A 16,659-nucleotide genomic window follows, 5' to 3' on the forward strand; every position below is an offset into this window, starting at 1 on the left:
CCTACTCCGCCACTGCCACCTGATTGCGGCCCTGGGCCTTGGCGCGATACAGGGCCTTGTCAGCGGTGTTCATCAGGCCGTGCAAGTCCTGATCCTGCGCATGGGTGGACGCCACACCCAGACTGGCGGTCAACCCATGCACCGGCTCGGAGGCCAATCCCGAAATGGCCTTGATCAACTGCTCGGCAATATCCCGCGCGGTTTCCAGCGACGTATTGGGCAGCAACACAGCAAACTCTTCGCCGCCCAGGCGCCCGTACACATCGGCTTGGCGGAACGACGTGCTGATCACCCCGCCGATCTGACGCAACACCTGGTCACCAGCCTGGTGGCCGTAGGTGTCGTTGATTTCCTTGAAGTGGTCCATGTCCATCATCAGCGCACACAGCGGTTGCCGGTTGTGACGGCATTGGGCGTACAACACCTGGGCATGTTCAAAGAAGGCACGGCGGTTCATCAGGCCGGTGAGTTCGTCGGTCTGTGCGGCGCGGGTGGAAATGTTGTGGGCACGCTCCATCTGCCGGGTCAGGCGAAAGGCCTTCTCCAAAGCATCCGAGAGCTTGCGCGTGGCGCTGACGACAAAGGTGGAGAACACCAGCACCGCAACGGCTACGCCCACTTGCATCGACGACGGCTGGAACAGCAGCCATAGCGTGCACGGCAACAGCACCACGGCCATGGAAGCCAGCGTCATGTAGCGATAAGCCGAGTAACAGGACACGGCGCTGACCGACATACCCACGGTAAACAGCATCACCAGCACCTGGGACAACCGATCATCGGTGGGCATCACCGCCAAGGCGCCGAGGCCCCAGGTTGCGGCAGACAGCAGCAACGTAACCCAGTAACGGCGTTCCCAGCGGTCTGGAGTGCGTTCGGCATTGGGGCAGCGAAACCACTTCATGAACATCATGATGCGAATCAGCGACGTCGCCGCCAATACCACCAGCCAGACCAAGATAACCTGATGGTCAAACCGCTCCCAGCACAGCCAGCACAGCATCACCGCAGCCAGGTAACTGCCGAATATCGCAGCGAATGACTGCCGGAACAGCTGGTGCAAACGATCGGTTCGCACCTGCTCCTCTATGAAGCAATCATGGTCCTGCCCACGCTCAAGGCCATTCATGAAATTCGCCCGATCCGACTGCCACGACAAAGGCGCCATTGTGGCACCCTGCCAGTAGTGCGGACAACAGAATCCAGCACGGTAGAGCCTTTAAAGCGGTTCCGGACGCAGAATCAGTACGCCAAGCGGCGGGAGATTCAACGACAGCGATACCGCCTGTCCATGGTGCGGCTCATCCTGGGTAAATATCTCCCCTCCATTTCCGTAATTGGAGCCGGCGTACATGTCCGCGTCGCTATTGATCACTTCGCTCCAGCGCCCGCTGAACGGCACGCCGACTTTATAACCCTCACGCGGCACCGGGGTGAAGTTGGCCACCACCAGCACTGGCCTGCCGTCCTTGCTCCAGCGCAGCCAGGCGTAGACGCTGTTGATCGCATCGTCACCGATCAGCCACTGGAAGCCTTGGGGCGCGTCGTCCTGCTCATGCAGGGCGGGTTCCTCGCGGTACAGGCGGTTAAGGTCGCCGACCAGCCTTTGCACGCCTTTGTGCTCAGCATACTGCAGCAAGTACCAATCCAGCTGCTGGTCGTGGTTCCACTCGCGCCATTGGCCGAATTCGCAGCCCATGAACAACAGTTTTTTGCCGGGGTGCATCCACATGAACGCCAGATAGGCACGCAGGTTGGCAAACTTCTGCCAGCGGTCGCCAGGCATCTTGTCGATCAGCGAATGCTTGCCGTGCACCACCTCATCGTGGGAGATCGGTAGGATGAAACGCTCGGACCAGGCGTATACCAGGCCGAAACTCAGCTCGTTGTGGTGATGGGCGCGATACACCGGGTCCTGCTGGATGTAATGCAGGGAATCGTGCATCCAGCCCATGTTCCATTTGTAGTTGAAGCCCAGGCCGCCCTGCTGGGTCGGCTGGCTGACGCCGGGCCAGGCGGTGGATTCCTCGGCGATCACCAGGGCGCCAGGCGCCTCGATGGCGACCACATCGTTCAGGTGACGCAGGAAGTCGATCGCTTCCAGGTTTTCGCGGCCGCCATGACGGTTCGGTACCCACTCGCCGGCCTTGCGCGAGTAGTCGCGGTAGAGCATCGAGGCCACCGCATCCACGCGCAGCCCGTCAATGTGGAAATGTTTGAGCCAGTGCAGCGCCGAAGCCAGCATGAAACCATGCACTTCGGTGCGGCCCAGGTTGTAGATCAGCGTGTCCCAATCCTGGTGGAAACCTTCCAGCGGGTTGGCATATTCGTACAGCGCGGTGCCGTCAAATTGCGCCAGGCCGTGGGTATCCGTGGGAAAGTGCGCCGGCACCCAATCGAGGATCACGCCGATATCGGCCTGATGCAGTGCATCGACGAAATAGGCGAAATCCTGCGGCGAGCCGAAGCGTGCCGTCGGTGCGAATTGTGACAAGGCCTGATAGCCCCACGAGCCGCCGAACGGATGCTCCATGATCGGCATCAACTCGATATGGGTGAAGCCCAGTTGCTGCACATAGGGAATCAGACGTTCAGCCAGCTCGCGCCAATTGTACTGGCGTGCCACTTCGCCCGCCTCGTCCAGCTCGGCCTGCCAGGAACCCACGTGCAATTCATAGATCGACAGCGGCGCGGTGGTCTTCTGCTTTTCCACCCGCGACTGCATCCATGCGTGGTCCTGCCAGTCGACCTGCAAGGGCTCGGCGACCTTTGACGCAGTGTCCGGCGGCAATTGGGTGGCCAGCGCCACAGGGTCGGCCTTGAGCGGCAGGATCCCGTTGGCGCCGAGCACTTCGTACTTGTAGGCAGCGCCCGGCTGCAGGCGTGGGATAAAGATCTCCCACACGCCGGAAGGATGGCGCAGGCGCATCGGGTGTCGGCGACCGTCCCAGATATTGAAGTCGCCCACCACCGACACCCGCCGAGCATTCGGTGCCCACACCGCAAAACGCACACCTTGCACGCCGTCGACGCTGGTCACCTGGGCACCGAGGCAGCTGCCAAGGTCGCGGTGATTGCCTTCGGCGAACAGGTACAGGTCCATTTCACCGAGCAACAGTTGCTGGAAGCTATAAGGGTCTTCCGTGATCTGCTCGCCACCCGCCCACTGGATTTTCAACAGGTACACCTGGCGCGTGTGAAAGTGCCCGACAAACAGACCGGGCACCTGGCTCGCGTCCAGGCTACCGATCTGCTCACCACTGTCGCGGGCCAGTACCTGGACACTCAACGCTTCAGGCAGGAACGCACGGATAAACTGGCCGCCGTGATCATCATCGTGTGGCCCGAGAATCGAGAACGGGTCATGGTGTTCGGCGCGTACCAGCGCTTCGACGTCCTTGGACGCCGGCAATGCCGTCAACTTCGGTTGCAGCGGTTCTTTATTTGTAAAGCTCATGACGTCTCCCCACCGCGTGCAGTTTTCGATATAGGCGCAAGCCCGCTCAACAGTCCGTGCAACCCTTGCAGGGGCACTGGCAACCAGGTCGGGCGGTTTTCCGCTTCGTAGGCCACTTCATACGCGGCCTTCTCCAGGCTGAACAACGTCAGCGCTGCGTCCTGGCCTTTGGCATCCTGCCAGTCATGCGCCAGTGTAGACGTAGCGGACTGATAGGCCTGGATAAAGGCCTGGCGTGCTTCTTTCAGGTAACGGTCAGTCACGCGTTTGCGCGCCTGGTCCGCCTCGGGCGAGTGATCCACCCCTTGTACATTCAAGGCCATGGCCGCTGCATAGTCGAAGGAACGCAACACGCCGCTCACATCTTTATACGGGCTGTGCTTGCCGCGTCGCTCATGCAGTGGGCGCGCCGGCTCACCTTCAAAGTCGATCAGGTAGGCATCGCCCTTGACCACCAGCACCTGGCCCAGGTGCAAGTCACCATGGACCCGAATACGCAATCCGCCGGCCGTGGCTTTCGCCAGGGCCTGCACATGGCTGGCGATGGCTTTTTTCTGCGCCAGCAATTCACTGACCAGCGCTTGATCCGCCAGGTTCAACTGGCTTTGATGAAGTTTGAGCAGTTGCAACGCGCGGTCCAATTGCGCGCCGACATCCTTGGCCCAGGCCTGGGTGTCCTTGACAGTGGTGACTTCCGGCTTGAAGTCCTTGTTGGTGGTTTTCGCGCCGAGCACCCGGTGCATCTCGCCCAGGCGTTGGCCAAGCAACCCGGCAAAGTCAGCCAACTCGCCGAGGGCGTTGTAGTGCTGTTCCTGTTCGGACATGGCTTCGGCCAGTTCGTCGCGGATCGCGCGCTCCAGGTTATTCTGGGTCCAGCCCCAGGCGTCGCCCTGGTTGCTCAAGTAGCCTTGGGCAATCATCAGCAGGTTGTCCTGGCCCTCGGCGTCGTGGCGAATCATCGAGCCCAGCAACGGCGAGATATTCGGGTAGCCGGCTTCGGTCAGGTAGGCGCTCATTTCCAGTTCCGGGTGCACGCCGGAGGCGACTTTGCGGATCAGCTTGAGCACCAGGCTCTCGCCCACCACCACCGAGCTGTTGGACTGCTCGGCCGACAGGTAGCGCACCTCGGACTCATCCGTCAGTTGCAGCTTGGCCAGGTGCGGGGTGGCCGCAAAGCGCAGCTCGCCTTCATGGGTGTTGAGCAGGGTACCCGCCTGCAACCCCTGGATCACGGCGCGGACAAAGTGTTCGAGGCTGAAGGCATCGGTCACCAACCCCACCTGACGCACGCGCCGCACACGGGCCAACGCCAATTGCTGGGGCAAGGCGCTGGTGAACTGATCTTCGCCGAGGAAACCGAACGGCAACTGATAACGACTGACCTGTCCACCGGCCGTCACTTCCAGTTCGCTGAGCAACACCGGGTGTTGCGGGTCGCCAAAGCGCACGCCGTAAGCAATGCGCACGCTGTCGATGGCCGTGTCCTTGCCGGCGAACCAGCGGCGCTTGGGCAGCCAGGCTGGCAGCACTGTCTGTTCCAGGGAGGCGCGACACGGTTCGTCCAGCAGTTCTTCCATACGCTTTTTCAACACCAGCGTGGTGAAGTCCGGCATGCTCTGGGCCGGCTCCACGTGCCAGCTGGGCATCTGGTTTTCCGGCGCCAGCACGAACCAATAAAAGCCATAGGGCGCCAGGGTCAGCAGGAAATTCAACTGGCCGATGGGCGGGAAGGCATTACCGCCCAGCATCTCCACCGGCACCATGCCGGCGAATGCCGACAGGTCCAGCTCGGCCGCCTGGGCACTGCGCGACACGTTGGCCACGCAGAGAATGATCTCGTTGCGCCCATCTTCGCCGGTGAATTCACGGGTATAGGCCAGGATGCGGCGGTTGCTCGGCGAGAGCATTTTCAAGCTGCCACGACCAAACGCCTTGGACTGCTTGCGCACCGCCAGCATGCGCCGGGTCCAGTTCAGCAGCGAATGGGGGTCCTGGGCCTGGGTCTCGACATTCACCGACGGGTAGCCGTATTGCGGGTCCATGATCGGCGGCAGTACCAGGCTGGCCGGGTCGGCGCGAGAGAACCCGCCATTGCGGTCGATGGACCATTGCATCGGCGTGCGCACGCCATCGCGGTCGCCGAGGTAGATGTTATCGCCCATGCCGATCTCATCGCCGTAGTACAGGGTGGGCGTACCGGGCATCGACAGCAACAGGCTGTTGAGCAGCTCGACTCGACGACGGTCACGCTCCATCAACGGTGCAAGACGGCGACGAATACCCAGGTTGATCCGCGCGCGACGGTCAGCGGCGTAGTAGTTCCACAGGTAATCGCGCTCCTTGTCGGTGACCATTTCCAATGTCAACTCATCGTGGTTGCGCAGGAAGATCGCCCACTGGCAGTTGGCCGGAATTTCCGGAGTCTGGCGCAGGATGTCGGTGATCGGGAAGCGATCTTCCTGGGCCAGCGCCATATACATGCGTGGCATCAGCGGGAAGTGAAACGCCATGTGGCATTCATCGCCGTCGTCGCCCTTCTTGTCACCGAAGTACAGCTGCGTGTCTTCCGGCCACTGATTGGCTTCGGCCAGCAGCATACGGTCAGGATAATGGGCGTCGATTTCGGCGCGGATCTGCTTGAGCACATCGTGGGTTTCAGGAAGGTTTTCGTTGTTAGTGCCGTCGCGCTCGATCAGGTACGGGATGGCGTCGAGGCGCAGGCCGTCGATGCCCATGTCCAACCAGTAGCGCATCACCGACAACACGGCTTTCATCACCTGGGGGTTGTCAAAGTTGAGGTCGGGCTGGTGAGAGTAGAAACGGTGCCAGAAGTATTGGCCCGCGACTGGGTCCCAGGTCCAGTTGGACTTCTCGGTGTCGAGGAAGATGATGCGCGTGCCGTCGTATTTCTGGTCGTCATCCGACCACACGTAGAAGTCCCGTGCCGCCGAGCCGGGCTTGGCCTTACGTGCGCGCTGGAACCAGGGGTGCTGGTCGGAGGTATGGTTGATCACCAGCTCGGTGATCACCCGCAGCCCGCGCTTGTGCGCCTCGGCGATGAAGCGCTTGGCATCGGCCATGGTGCCGTAGTCGCTGTGCACGCCACGGTATTCGGCAATGTCATAGCCATCGTCACGGCGTGGCGAGGGGTAGAACGGCAGCAACCAAATGGTGTTCACGCCCAGATCAGCGATGTAGTCGAGCTTGGCGATCAGGCCGGGAAAATCACCGATACCGTCGTTATTGGAGTCGAAATAGGATTTGACGTGAACCTGATAAATCACCGCGTCTTTGTACCAGAGCGGGTCTTTGATAAAGGTGGCAGCGTTGGGTTTCTTCGCCATTGGAAACTCCTGAAAACACTAAAATTCTGTGGCCGGAATACGATCCAGTGAGGGCGCTGACTTGCTTGCGATAACGGTCTGTCAGTCCCTGAACTGACACATCGCAATCGCAGGCAAGCCCGCTCTCACAGGGGATCTCCATCAGGCTGGGGAATGGGTGATACGCCAGATTCCAAAGGGCATCTGTGGGTCCAGTCGCGTCCACTGGTTCTTGCCATACCAGGTCCAGCGATGGCCGTTCATCAAGTCTTCGCCCTGGGTCTGGGCGTCGTCCGGCAGGCCCAACTCCCATAGCGGCAACTCGAAATGGGCTTCCTGGGCGTTGAATGGGTCAAGGTTCACGGCCACCAGGATGAAGTTGCTGCCATCCTCGCTGCGCTTGCCGAAATACAGGATGTTGTCGTTCCAGGCGTTGTAGAGCTTGAGCCCCAGGTGTGTCTGCAGCGCCGGGTTCTGCCGGCGAATGCGATTGAGCTGGGCGATCTCGGCGATGATATTGCCGGGCGCCGTGTAGTCCCGTGGGCGGATTTCGTATTTCTCCGAGTCCAGGTATTCCTCTTTACCCGGCACCGGGGCTGATTCGCACAGTTCGAAGCCTGAATACATGCCCCAGAGCCCTGAGCCCATGGTGGCCAGTGCCGCACGGATCAAGAAGCCGGCACGGCCGGATTCGTGCAGGAAGGCAGGGTTGATGTCCGGCGTATTGACGAAGAAATTCGGCCGGTAGCACTCGCGCCACGGTGATTCGTTCAGCTGCGTCAGGTATTCGCTCAACTCGGCCTTGGTGTTACGCCAGGTGAAATAGGTGTAGCTCTGGGAATAGCCGACCTTACCCAGGCGCGCCATCATCGCCGGGGTGGTGAAGGCTTCGGCGAGAAAAATCACCTCGGGGTACTTGGACCGGACATCGCTGATCAGCCATTGCCAGAACGGCAGCGGCTTGGTGTGGGGGTTGTCGACGCGAAAGGTCTTCACGCCCTCTTCCACCCAGCCCACCACGATGTCGCGCAGTTCCGTCCACAGGCTCGGGATGGCATCTGCGGCATAAAAGTCGACGTTGACGATGTCCTGATATTTCTTCGGTGGGTTCTCCGCGTATTTGATCGTGCCGTCCGGGCGCCAGTTGAACCAGCCGGGATGGGCCTTGAGCCATGGATGGTCCTGGGAACACTGGATCGCGAAGTCCAGGGCGATCTCCAACCCATGCTCGGCGGCCGCCTGGACCAGGCGACGGAAGTCATCGCGACTGCCCAGTTGCGGATGGATGGCTTCATGGCCACCCTCCTCGCTGCCAATCGCATAAGGGCTGCCCGGATCGTCCGGGCCGGCGGTCAGCGAGTTGTTCTTGCCCTTGCGGTGGCTACGCCCGATCGGGTGGATCGGCGGGAAGTACAGCACGTCGAAGCCCATGTCATGGATCATCGACAGCCGCGAGTGCACGTCATTAAAGGTGCCGTGACGCGCAGGATCGTCAGTGATCGAGCGCGGAAACAGCTCATACCAGCTGGCAAACAGCGCCGCCTCACGCTCCACATCAATCGGGTAAACCGTGCTGATGCTCAAATAGGCGCGATGATCGGCCTGGGTCATCAGGTGTGCACTGTCTTCGTGCAGGAACTGCGCGACCTGCTCGGTTTCCAGCAGCCCGGAGAGTTCATGGTGCAGCAACATCAGGCGATCGCGCAGCTCATTGTCACTGCGCTCGGCAGCTTGCAGCACCAGGCTACGGCCTTCCTGCAACTCCAGGCTCACCGGCACGCCGGCCTCATGTTTCTTGCGTAGCTCATAGCAAAAGCTGGCGAAGGTATCGATCCAGGCTTCGATGCAGTATTCGTGAGGGCCTTGCTGGGTCACGGTAAACGTGCCCTCCCAGCCGTTGTTGCCCACGTCGGTCATGACCACGCTGTGCCAGCTTTCATCCTGAAGCGGGCGCCAGCGGATCAGCACGGCGAGCTTGTCATGGCCGTCGGCGAACACTTTGCTGGTGACATTGACCTGTTGGCCGACCACGGCCTTCACGGCAAATTCGCCGCCATCAATCACGGGGGTGGTGCTTTCGATCGCAATCCTGGGCAGCAACAGTGCCTGGGACAGTGGTAACAAAGATTCTATTTCAGCAGTCATCGAGCATCTTCCCCTTACGCCCTGTGGACGCTCTTTGCTTGATCCGAATTCTGAGGCGGCCGCGCTCTTCCTGAGCATGACCGTAATAGGTCCGAGCCTGGGCTCCGGTTAAAAGTTCAGCTGGATATGCCGCCATCGGGCGGGGAATCAATTCGCCCCGGTGGCTGTCCACCGATAGAGCAAAGCACAAAGGAGGCCACACCGATGAATATCCCGATCCCGGCAGAAACGCCGGACCCGAATATCGACAAACCCACCCTGCCGCCCACCGAACCGCAGCCCATTCCGGAAAAAGAACCACCCGAAAATGAGCCACCGCCGGTGGAGGAACCCCCTACGACCATGCCGCCAGTGATCGTCAGTCCTTCTCGAAACGCTTGACGATCTTCGGCATCACGCTGAACACCACCAAGGCCAGTAACGTACTGAGTACCGCTGTCGATTCCCGGCCCAACCCGGCCGAGACCCCGATCGCAGCGGTCATCCACAAACCAGCTGCGGTGGTCAGGCCTTTGACGTGGCCCTCTTCATCATCCTTGCCCTTGATGATCGTGCCCGCGCCCAGGAAGCCGATCCCCGCAATCACACCCTGCACCACCCGGCTCATGGCATCCGCCTGGTTGCCGGACATTTGCGGCACCATCACAAATAAAGCCGCGCCCAACGCCACCAGCATGTGGGTGCGCACCCCGGCGGCCTTGCCCTTGCTCTCTCGCTCAAAGCCAAGAATGCCGCCCAGGGTCGCCGCGATCAGCAGGCGCACGGTGATCTGGGTGAGCTGCTTGGCGTCGCCAATGTCGGCGAATTCAGCCTGCAGGGTTTGCCACACTTCAAGCCACCAAGCGTCCATCGAAGCTGTCCTTTGTCATGGTTGGTAAAGCATGGACAGCGGTGACCGCCAGTCAGTTGCCTGGAACCCCCACACATTACTGCCCCCTAATCCTCATAGCCCATGAATAAGGAGAACGGCATGCCCATTCGTATCGAAAACCACCTGTGCTACTTCATGCTCGATGACAACGGCCAGGAACAGAGCGTGCCGGCGACTCGGGTCAATATTGTTACCGACCTCGACAAATCCATGTCCTACGTGGAATTGGCCGCCGAACGGATCTACATCACTGAAGCGGAGGCCGATGCCCTGACCGTGGCCGGCGCCCATGACGGACGTCAGCACGTGAAGGCAGAAGAACCTGGTTCGCTGATTTAATTGATCTGTGTCAGCGCATTCAAAATAACGCTGCACCCCTGACGCCACGGGGTGCAGCACATTGTCGCAGCGATCTTCCCGCGCACCTTCTGATCCGCTTTTTATCGCCATACCTGAGTCTGTTATGCAAACAGCGTCACGCGCATAGTTCATCCGCCTGATGGAGGCTGATGAGCGAATGACCATGAGCGAACACATCCCAACCGTGGAAATCTTTGAGCCCACACACCCAAAGAAGGTGAAGGCCAAATCCAGTGACAACCTGATTCATACCCGCAGTTTCACCGGGCTGTTCCGTACCTTGCGCGTGAGCGGTGCGGGCTTCCTGTTCCTGGCCTTTTTCGGCACCGTGTGGCTGAACTGGGACGATCGGCAGGCGGTGCTGTGGGACCTGGCTGAAAGCAAATTTCACATCTTTGGAGCGACATTCTGGCCGCAGGACTTCATCCTGCTGTCGGCGCTGCTGATCATCTGCGCCTTCGGCCTGTTTGCGATCACGGTGTTCGCCGGTCGCGTCTGGTGCGGCTACACCTGCCCGCAAAGCTCGTTCACCTGGCTGTTCATGTGGTGCGAAAAAGTCACCGAAGGCGAGCGCAACCAGCGCATCAAGCTGCAAGCCGCACCCTGGAGCCTGAACAAATTGGCGCGACGCTCGGCCAAGCACACGTTATGGCTGGGCATCAGCGTGCTGACCGGTCTGACGTTTGTCGGCTATTTCACGCCGATCCGCCCCTTGGCGGCCGAACTACTGACCTGGCAGATGGGCGGCGTCAGCCTGTTCTGGGTGCTGTTCTTTACCGGCGCCACCTACATCAATGCCGGCTGGCTGCGTGAAGCGGTGTGCATGCACATGTGCCCGTATGCGCGGTTCCAGAGCGTAATGTTCGACAAAGACACACTGACCATTTCCTATGACGTGGCACGCGGCGAACAGCGTGGCCCGCGCAAACGTGAGGTCAAACCCGCCGACGTCGGCCTGGGCGACTGCATCGACTGCCAGCTGTGCGTGCAGGTCTGCCCCACTGGCATCGACATCCGCGACGGCCTGCAAATGGAGTGCATCGGCTGCGCGGCGTGCATCGACGCCTGCGATTCGATCATGGACAAAATGGGCTACCCGCGCGGCCTGGTGAGCTACACCAGCGAACATCAACTGCAAGGCGGCAAGACGCACCTGCTAAGGCCGCGTCTGATCGGCTACAGTGCCGTGCTGCTGGTGATGATTGCGGCGCTGGTGGTGGCGTTGGTGGAGCGGCCAATGGTGTCGCTGGACGTGACCAAGGACCGGGGCATGTTCCGCGAGAACGCCCAGGGTTTGATCGAAAACATCTACAGCCTCAAGGTGATCAACAAGACGCAGCAGCGCCAGGACTATCGCTTGGAGCTGGTGGACGCCGAGGGCTTCCAGTTGCAAGGCAAGACCGAGATCAGCCTGGCGCCGGGGGAAATCAGCGATGTACCCGTGTCGGTGGCGTTGCTGGCAGACAAACCTGCGAGCAGTTCGCAGACCTTGCGCTTCAAGGTGACGGATGTGGATGAACCATGGATCTACAGCGCTGCCGACAGCCGTTTTGTCGCACCGCTGAACCGCTGAACCCTCGCAACCTGTAGAAGCCGGCTCCTACCGTAAATCTTTTGGATATTCATGAAACGCTACGAAAAATTCGCCGACGACATTGCAGAACTGATCCGCTCCGGCGTGCTGGGCCCCGGCCAGCGAGTGCCCTCGGTGCGCTATGCCAGTCAGACCTACGGCATCAGCCCGTCCACGGTGTTCCAGGCTTACTACCTGCTGGAGCGCCGTGGCCTGATCCGCGCGCGGCCACGCTCCGGGTATTTCGTCAATACCCATGCCCCCAGCCCGTTTTCCGAGCCGGTGGTGAGTGAGCAGGTGCATGAGTCCACCGAAGTGGATGTGAGCGAACTGGTGTTCTCGGTACTCGATTCGATCAAGGACCCGAACACCGTACCGTTCGGCTCGGCGTTCCCCAGCCCTATGCTGTTTCCACTGCCGCGCCTGGCGCGCTCCCTGGCCAGCGCCAGCCGTGAGATGGACCCGCGCCTGGTGGTCACCGACATGTCGCCGGGCAACCCGCAACTGCGCCGGCAGATTGCCCTGCGCTACATGGTCGGCGGGTTGATGCTGCCGATGGAAGAGCTGCTGATCACCAACGGCGCGTTGGAGGCTTTGAACCTGTGCCTGCAAGCCGTCACGGAACCCGGTGACCTGGTGGCCATCGAAGCCCCGGCGTTCTACGCCTGCCTGCAAGTGTTGGAGCGTTTGAAACTCAAGGCAGTGGAAATCCCCGTGCACCCGCGCGATGGCATTGACCTCAACGCGCTCGCGCAAACCCTGGAGCGCTACCCGATCAAGGCCTGCTGGACCATGACCAGCTTCCAGAACCCCATGGGCGCAACCCTGCCGGAAGCCAAGAAGCAGGCACTGGTGGAGCTGTTACGCGGCCATCAAGTGCCCTTGATCGAAGACGATGTGTACGCCGAACTGTATTACGGCCAACAGGCGCCGAAACCCGCCAAGGCGTTCGACACCGAAGGCCTGGTGATGCATTGCGGCTCTTTCGCCAAGAGCCTGGCCCCCGGCTATCGCGTGGGTTGGGTGGCCGCCGGGCGCTTCGCGCAAAAGGTTGAGCGCTTGAAGTTGATGACCTCGCTTTGCCCTTCGATGCCCGCCCAGGCGGCGATTGCCGATTACTTGCAGCACGGCGGTTATGACCGGCACCTGCGCAAATTGCGCTATGCCCTGGAGGAACAGCAAAGCGCCATGCTGACGGCCATCGCCCGCTACTTCCCGGCGCAGACGCGCGTCAGCCAACCCGCCGGCGGGTATTTCCTGTGGCTGGAGCTGCCGGAGCAGACGGATTCGTTAAAGTTGTTCCAGATGGCCTTGGCGCAAGGCATCAGCATTGCGCCGGGGCCGATCTTCTCGGCGACCCAGCGCTTCAGGAACTGCATTCGCCTGAATTACGGCAGTCCGTGGACCGAGGCATCGGAGGAAGCCATGGAAACATTGGGGCGTATTATCCGATCGTTTTGAGCAGGAACCCCACTCCACAAGAGGCCACACAAGAACGCGCACGCAACAGCTACGCGAAATGCACGCGCCAATGGGGCGCCCTGTTGGCGATCGACCTGGACAAGGTATTGCGATTTCTCGATAACGCAGACGATCGTTACTTGAACGCCAGCCATCGCCGTAATGGACAGATAGACGGCTCGGCCAGCAACGGTTCCAGCATCCTGGACAATTCCGAAGCCAGCCTGCTCCAGGCTTTTTCCCGCAAGGGTTACGACGTGCTGCACCATCTACAGACGTAAGCAGCAGGTGCTTAACGACCACCGCCCAAATCGAGGAACGTCCCGGTGGCATAAGACGCCTTATCCGAGAGCAACCAGATAATCGCTTCCGCCACTTCATCCGGGCGCCCGCCCCGGGCCATGGGAATACCGGATTCCAACTTGCTGACCCGGTCGGGGTCGCCGCTCAGGGCATGGAAGTCGGTGAAGATGTAGCCAGGCCGCACGGCGTTGACACGAATACCCTCACCCGCCACCTCTTTGGACAAGCCCAGGGTGAAGGTGTCGAGTGCGCCTTTGGAGGCCGCGTAGTCGACGTATTCACCCGGCGAACCCAAGCGAGCCGCCACTGACGACACGTTGACGATGCTACCACCCTGCCCGCCATGCTTGGGCGACATGCGCAGCACCGCATGCTTGGCACAGAGGATCGGGCCGAGCACGTTGGTCTTCATGACTTTCAGGATGCGGAATTCGGACATCTCATCCACGCGGGATTTATGCCCCACCGTGCCGGCATTGTTGACCAATGCGGTGACACGGCCCAACTCGGCGTCCACCCGATGGAACAGCGCGATCACTTCATCCTCGATGCTCACATCCGCGCGCACGGCAATGGCCTGGGCACCCAGCGCACGCACCTGTTCGAGCACACGATGGGCTGCGTCTTCGTCGGACTGGTAGTTGATGCAGATGCGATAGCCCTGGCGGGCGGCCAGCAAGGCCGTCTCGGCGCCAATCCCACGGCTGCCTCCGGTGATGATGACGACTTTGTCCATGGGTGCGGTCTCCTGATTCAACCTGATGCTAAGGGTTGGATCCAAGAATAACCGTCACGCACGGCTTTTGTCAGGCGCTACCGCCTCTTCGGCGCGCTGGATGTCCGTCATGAACCCCTCCGCCGGCAACGGATGGCCCAGCAGATACCCCTGCAGGGAGTTGCACCCCAGCCGGGTGAGGAAACTCTGCTGCACATCGGTTTCCACGCCTTCGGCGACAATGCGCAGCCCCAGGGCCTGGCCGAGGGCGACAATGGCGGAAACGATGGCGGCGTCGTCGCTGTCGTGTTCCAGATCGCGTACAAACCCCCGGTCGATCTTCAGCTCGTTGGCCGGCAGGCGCTTGAGGTACATCAGGCTGGAATAACCGGTGCCGAAGTCGTCGATGGACAAATCGACGCCCATGTCCGACAGCTGCTGCAACACGGTCATGCTCGCATCGGCGTCGCTCATGGCAGTGGTTTCGGTGATTTCCAGGGTCAGGTTATTGGCCGGCAACTGGTGCCGCTCCAGGGCGTCGGCCACGCTCTTGACCAACCCGGCGTGGCAGAACTGCAACGCCGACAGGTTCACGGCAATACGCCAGTCTTCGTAGCCCTGGGCGTACCACAGGCTCATCTGGCGACAGGCCTCGTTGAGCACCCATTCACCGATCGGAATGATCAGGCCGGTCTTTTCCGCCAGCTCGATAAACATCGCCGGCAGCAGTAGCCCTTGTTGCGGATGCTCCCAGCGCAGCAGGGCCTCGGCCCCCACCGGGATACCGCTGACCGCGTCGCACTTGGGCTGGTAGTACAAGCGGAATTGCTCCTGCTCCACCGCATTGCGCAGGTCCTGCAGCAGTTGCAATTGCTTGCGTGCATTGGTGTTCATCGAGGCATCAAAGAAGCTGTAGCCGTTCTTGCCCATGCCTTTGGCGTGGTACATCGCGGCGTCGGCGTTCATCAGCAATTCCTGGGGGTTGTGGCCGTTGCCCGGGAACATGGCGATGCCCACGCTGGCAGAGATCTTAAGCTCATGCTCGGCCACCTGGAACGCTCGGTTGATCAGGATCACTTGGCGCTCGGCAAGGCCAAGGGCATCGTCCGGCTGGGTCAGTTGCACCAGCAACACGAACTCATCGCCGCCAATGCGCGCCAAGGTGTCCTGACTGCGCAAGTCTTCGCGCAGGCGCAGGCCGACCTCACGCAACAATTGGTCACCCATGTGATGGCCAAACGCATCGTTGACCGGTTTGAAGCCGTCGAGGTCGATAAACATCAGCGCGAAGCAACCGCCCTGCTCTTTCACGACCTGCATGGCCTGTTGAATGCGATCGGCCAACAAGGTGCGATTGGGCAAGCCCGTGAGCATGTCGTGCAGGGCCAGGTGGGTCAGTTCCTGGTTGGCCAGGGTCAGGGAATCGGCCAGCACTGCAGTGCGCGCTTCCAGGCGTGCATCGAGCAACGAGGTGAGCAAGGCGATGGCCAGCACGGCCAGGGTGGTCACCAGCACCAGGTTGTCCAGCCCCTTGCCGCTCAAGCCGTTCAGTGCAGCACCGCAAACGCTGTCATCGGCGAAACGTGCCGCGGCCATCCCCGTGTAATGCATGCCGACGATGGCAAAGCCCATCACCACCGCGGCGCCCCCACGCGCAAGGCGCACATACGGCGCGTTACGACGCAAGTTATGGGCGATCCACAGCGCAGCGCCAGACGCCGCGACGGCGATCAACAACGAAGCGCCAAACAGAGTGGGGTCATAGTCAATGCCCGGCGTCATGCGCATCGCGGCCATGCCGGTGTAATGCATACACGCAATGCCGGTGCCCATGACCAGCGCGCCAAACGCCAGTTGCCAGGCAGGCAAACGCGGCTGACTGATCAGCCACAAGGCAAAGCCGCTCGACAACACCGCGATCAACAACGACAGCGCCGTGATCCCCAGGTCGAAGCCCAAGGCAAACGGCAAGCGCAACGCCAGCATGCCGATAAAGTGCATCGACCAGACCCCTACGCCCATCGCGATGGCGCCGCCGGTTATCCATAAATAGACAGTGCGGCCATTGGCGGTGGCGATGCGTCCGGACAGGTCCAGCGCGGTGTAGGAAGCCAGGATCGCCACGAACAGCGAGATCACGACCAGGGAGGGTGAATAACTACCGATGAGCATGGGACTTCTCGTGCACAACGGGACTAAGACGCCCGTACCAGGTGGCAAAGCGGGCGATTGTAGCGAGAATAATTATTGAACAGTTGATTAATTATCAGAGCGCCATTAGTGGCATTTTGACGTCAATCATATGGCTCAACAGCTACTCGAATCCGAGGGTCAGTTGCGGCCGAATGTGGGAGCGGGCTTGCTCGCGAAGGCAGTGAATCAGTCAAATGTTCAGTGACTGACACTCCGCATTCGCGAGCAAGCCCGCTCCCACAATGGCTCGGTTTATGT

At 60.8% G+C, this 16,659-nt stretch carries 12 protein-coding genes; 5 read left to right on the plus strand and 7 right to left on the minus strand.

Annotated elements, in window-relative coordinates:
* Window position 1: 1 nt before the first annotated feature.
* The 4 genes from BMZ57_RS14110 to BMZ57_RS14125 form a co-directional block, all read right to left on the minus strand.
* Window positions 2–1,168 (minus strand): GGDEF domain-containing protein, encoded by a 1,167-nt coding sequence (locus tag BMZ57_RS14110; RefSeq protein WP_021491755.1) that lies wholly within the window; start codon window positions 1,166–1,168, stop codon window positions 2–4.
* Between the two features lie 51 nt (window positions 1,169–1,219).
* Window positions 1,220–3,457 (minus strand): 1,4-alpha-glucan branching protein GlgB, encoded by a 2,238-nt coding sequence (gene glgB / locus BMZ57_RS14115; protein WP_069672645.1) that lies wholly within the window; start codon window positions 3,455–3,457, stop codon window positions 1,220–1,222.
* Window positions 3,454–6,801 carry a maltose alpha-D-glucosyltransferase gene (gene treS / locus BMZ57_RS14120; protein WP_047543202.1) on the minus strand — a complete coding sequence of 1,116 codons (3,348 nt, stop codon included), beginning with the start codon at window positions 6,799–6,801 and terminating at the stop codon, window positions 3,454–3,456. The genes glgB and treS overlap by 4 nt, the downstream gene beginning before the upstream one ends.
* Before the next feature lie 141 nt (window positions 6,802–6,942).
* Window positions 6,943–8,925 carry an alpha-1,4-glucan--maltose-1-phosphate maltosyltransferase gene (locus BMZ57_RS14125; protein WP_069672646.1) on the minus strand — a complete coding sequence of 661 codons (1,983 nt, stop codon included), beginning with the start codon at window positions 8,923–8,925 and terminating at the stop codon, window positions 6,943–6,945.
* A 204-nt stretch (window positions 8,926–9,129) separates the two neighbouring features.
* Between BMZ57_RS14125 and BMZ57_RS29510 the strand changes: the two genes are divergently transcribed.
* Window positions 9,130–9,306, plus strand: a complete 177-nt coding sequence (locus BMZ57_RS29510; protein WP_010210726.1) for a hypothetical protein — start codon at window positions 9,130–9,132, stop codon at window positions 9,304–9,306.
* On the opposite strand, the gene BMZ57_RS14130 is transcribed toward BMZ57_RS29510, so the two are convergent.
* Window positions 9,284–9,775, minus strand: a complete 492-nt coding sequence (locus tag BMZ57_RS14130; RefSeq protein ID WP_010210730.1) for an MgtC/SapB family protein — start codon at window positions 9,773–9,775, stop codon at window positions 9,284–9,286. The two genes, BMZ57_RS29510 and BMZ57_RS14130, sit on opposite strands and share 23 nt — an antisense overlap.
* A 120-nt stretch (window positions 9,776–9,895) precedes the next feature.
* On the opposite strand from BMZ57_RS14130, the gene BMZ57_RS14135 reads away from it, so the two are divergent.
* The 4 genes from BMZ57_RS14135 (at window position 9,896) to BMZ57_RS14150 (ending at window position 13,471) form a co-directional block, all read left to right on the plus strand.
* Window positions 9,896–10,135: a DUF3203 family protein gene (locus tag BMZ57_RS14135; protein ID WP_010210735.1), complete on the plus strand. Its 240-nt coding sequence runs from the start codon at window positions 9,896–9,898 to the stop codon at window positions 10,133–10,135.
* 184 nt (window positions 10,136–10,319) lie between these two features.
* Window positions 10,320–11,729: a cytochrome c oxidase accessory protein CcoG gene (ccoG, locus tag BMZ57_RS14140; RefSeq protein ID WP_010210738.1), complete on the plus strand. Its 1,410-nt coding sequence runs from the start codon at window positions 10,320–10,322 to the stop codon at window positions 11,727–11,729.
* A gap of 51 nt (window positions 11,730–11,780) precedes the next feature.
* Window positions 11,781–13,190 (plus strand): GntR family transcriptional regulator MpaR, encoded by a 1,410-nt coding sequence (gene mapR, locus BMZ57_RS14145; protein WP_010210739.1) that lies wholly within the window; start codon window positions 11,781–11,783, stop codon window positions 13,188–13,190.
* Window positions 13,191–13,273: 83 nt separating this feature from the next.
* Complete coding sequence (locus BMZ57_RS14150) at window positions 13,274–13,471, plus strand: hypothetical protein (RefSeq protein ID WP_010210740.1); 198 nt, start codon at window positions 13,274–13,276, stop codon at window positions 13,469–13,471.
* 11 nt (window positions 13,472–13,482) lie between these two features.
* Here the strand turns inward: BMZ57_RS14150 and BMZ57_RS14155 are convergent, their stop codons facing one another.
* Together BMZ57_RS14155 and BMZ57_RS14160 are read right to left on the minus strand one after the other, a co-directional pair.
* Window positions 13,483–14,229 carry an SDR family oxidoreductase gene (locus BMZ57_RS14155; RefSeq protein ID WP_044287062.1) on the minus strand — a complete coding sequence of 249 codons (747 nt, stop codon included), beginning with the start codon at window positions 14,227–14,229 and terminating at the stop codon, window positions 13,483–13,485.
* A 54-nt stretch (window positions 14,230–14,283) separates the two neighbouring features.
* A complete protein-coding gene (locus tag BMZ57_RS14160; protein ID WP_010210743.1) occupies window positions 14,284–16,380 on the minus strand; it encodes a putative bifunctional diguanylate cyclase/phosphodiesterase in 2,097 nt (698 codons plus the stop codon).
* Between the last annotated feature and the right edge of the window lie 279 nt (window positions 16,381–16,659).

The sequence above is a fragment of the Pseudomonas simiae genome (assembly GCF_900111895.1).
GTDB classification, from domain to species: Bacteria; Pseudomonadota; Gammaproteobacteria; order Pseudomonadales; family Pseudomonadaceae; genus Aquipseudomonas; species Aquipseudomonas simiae.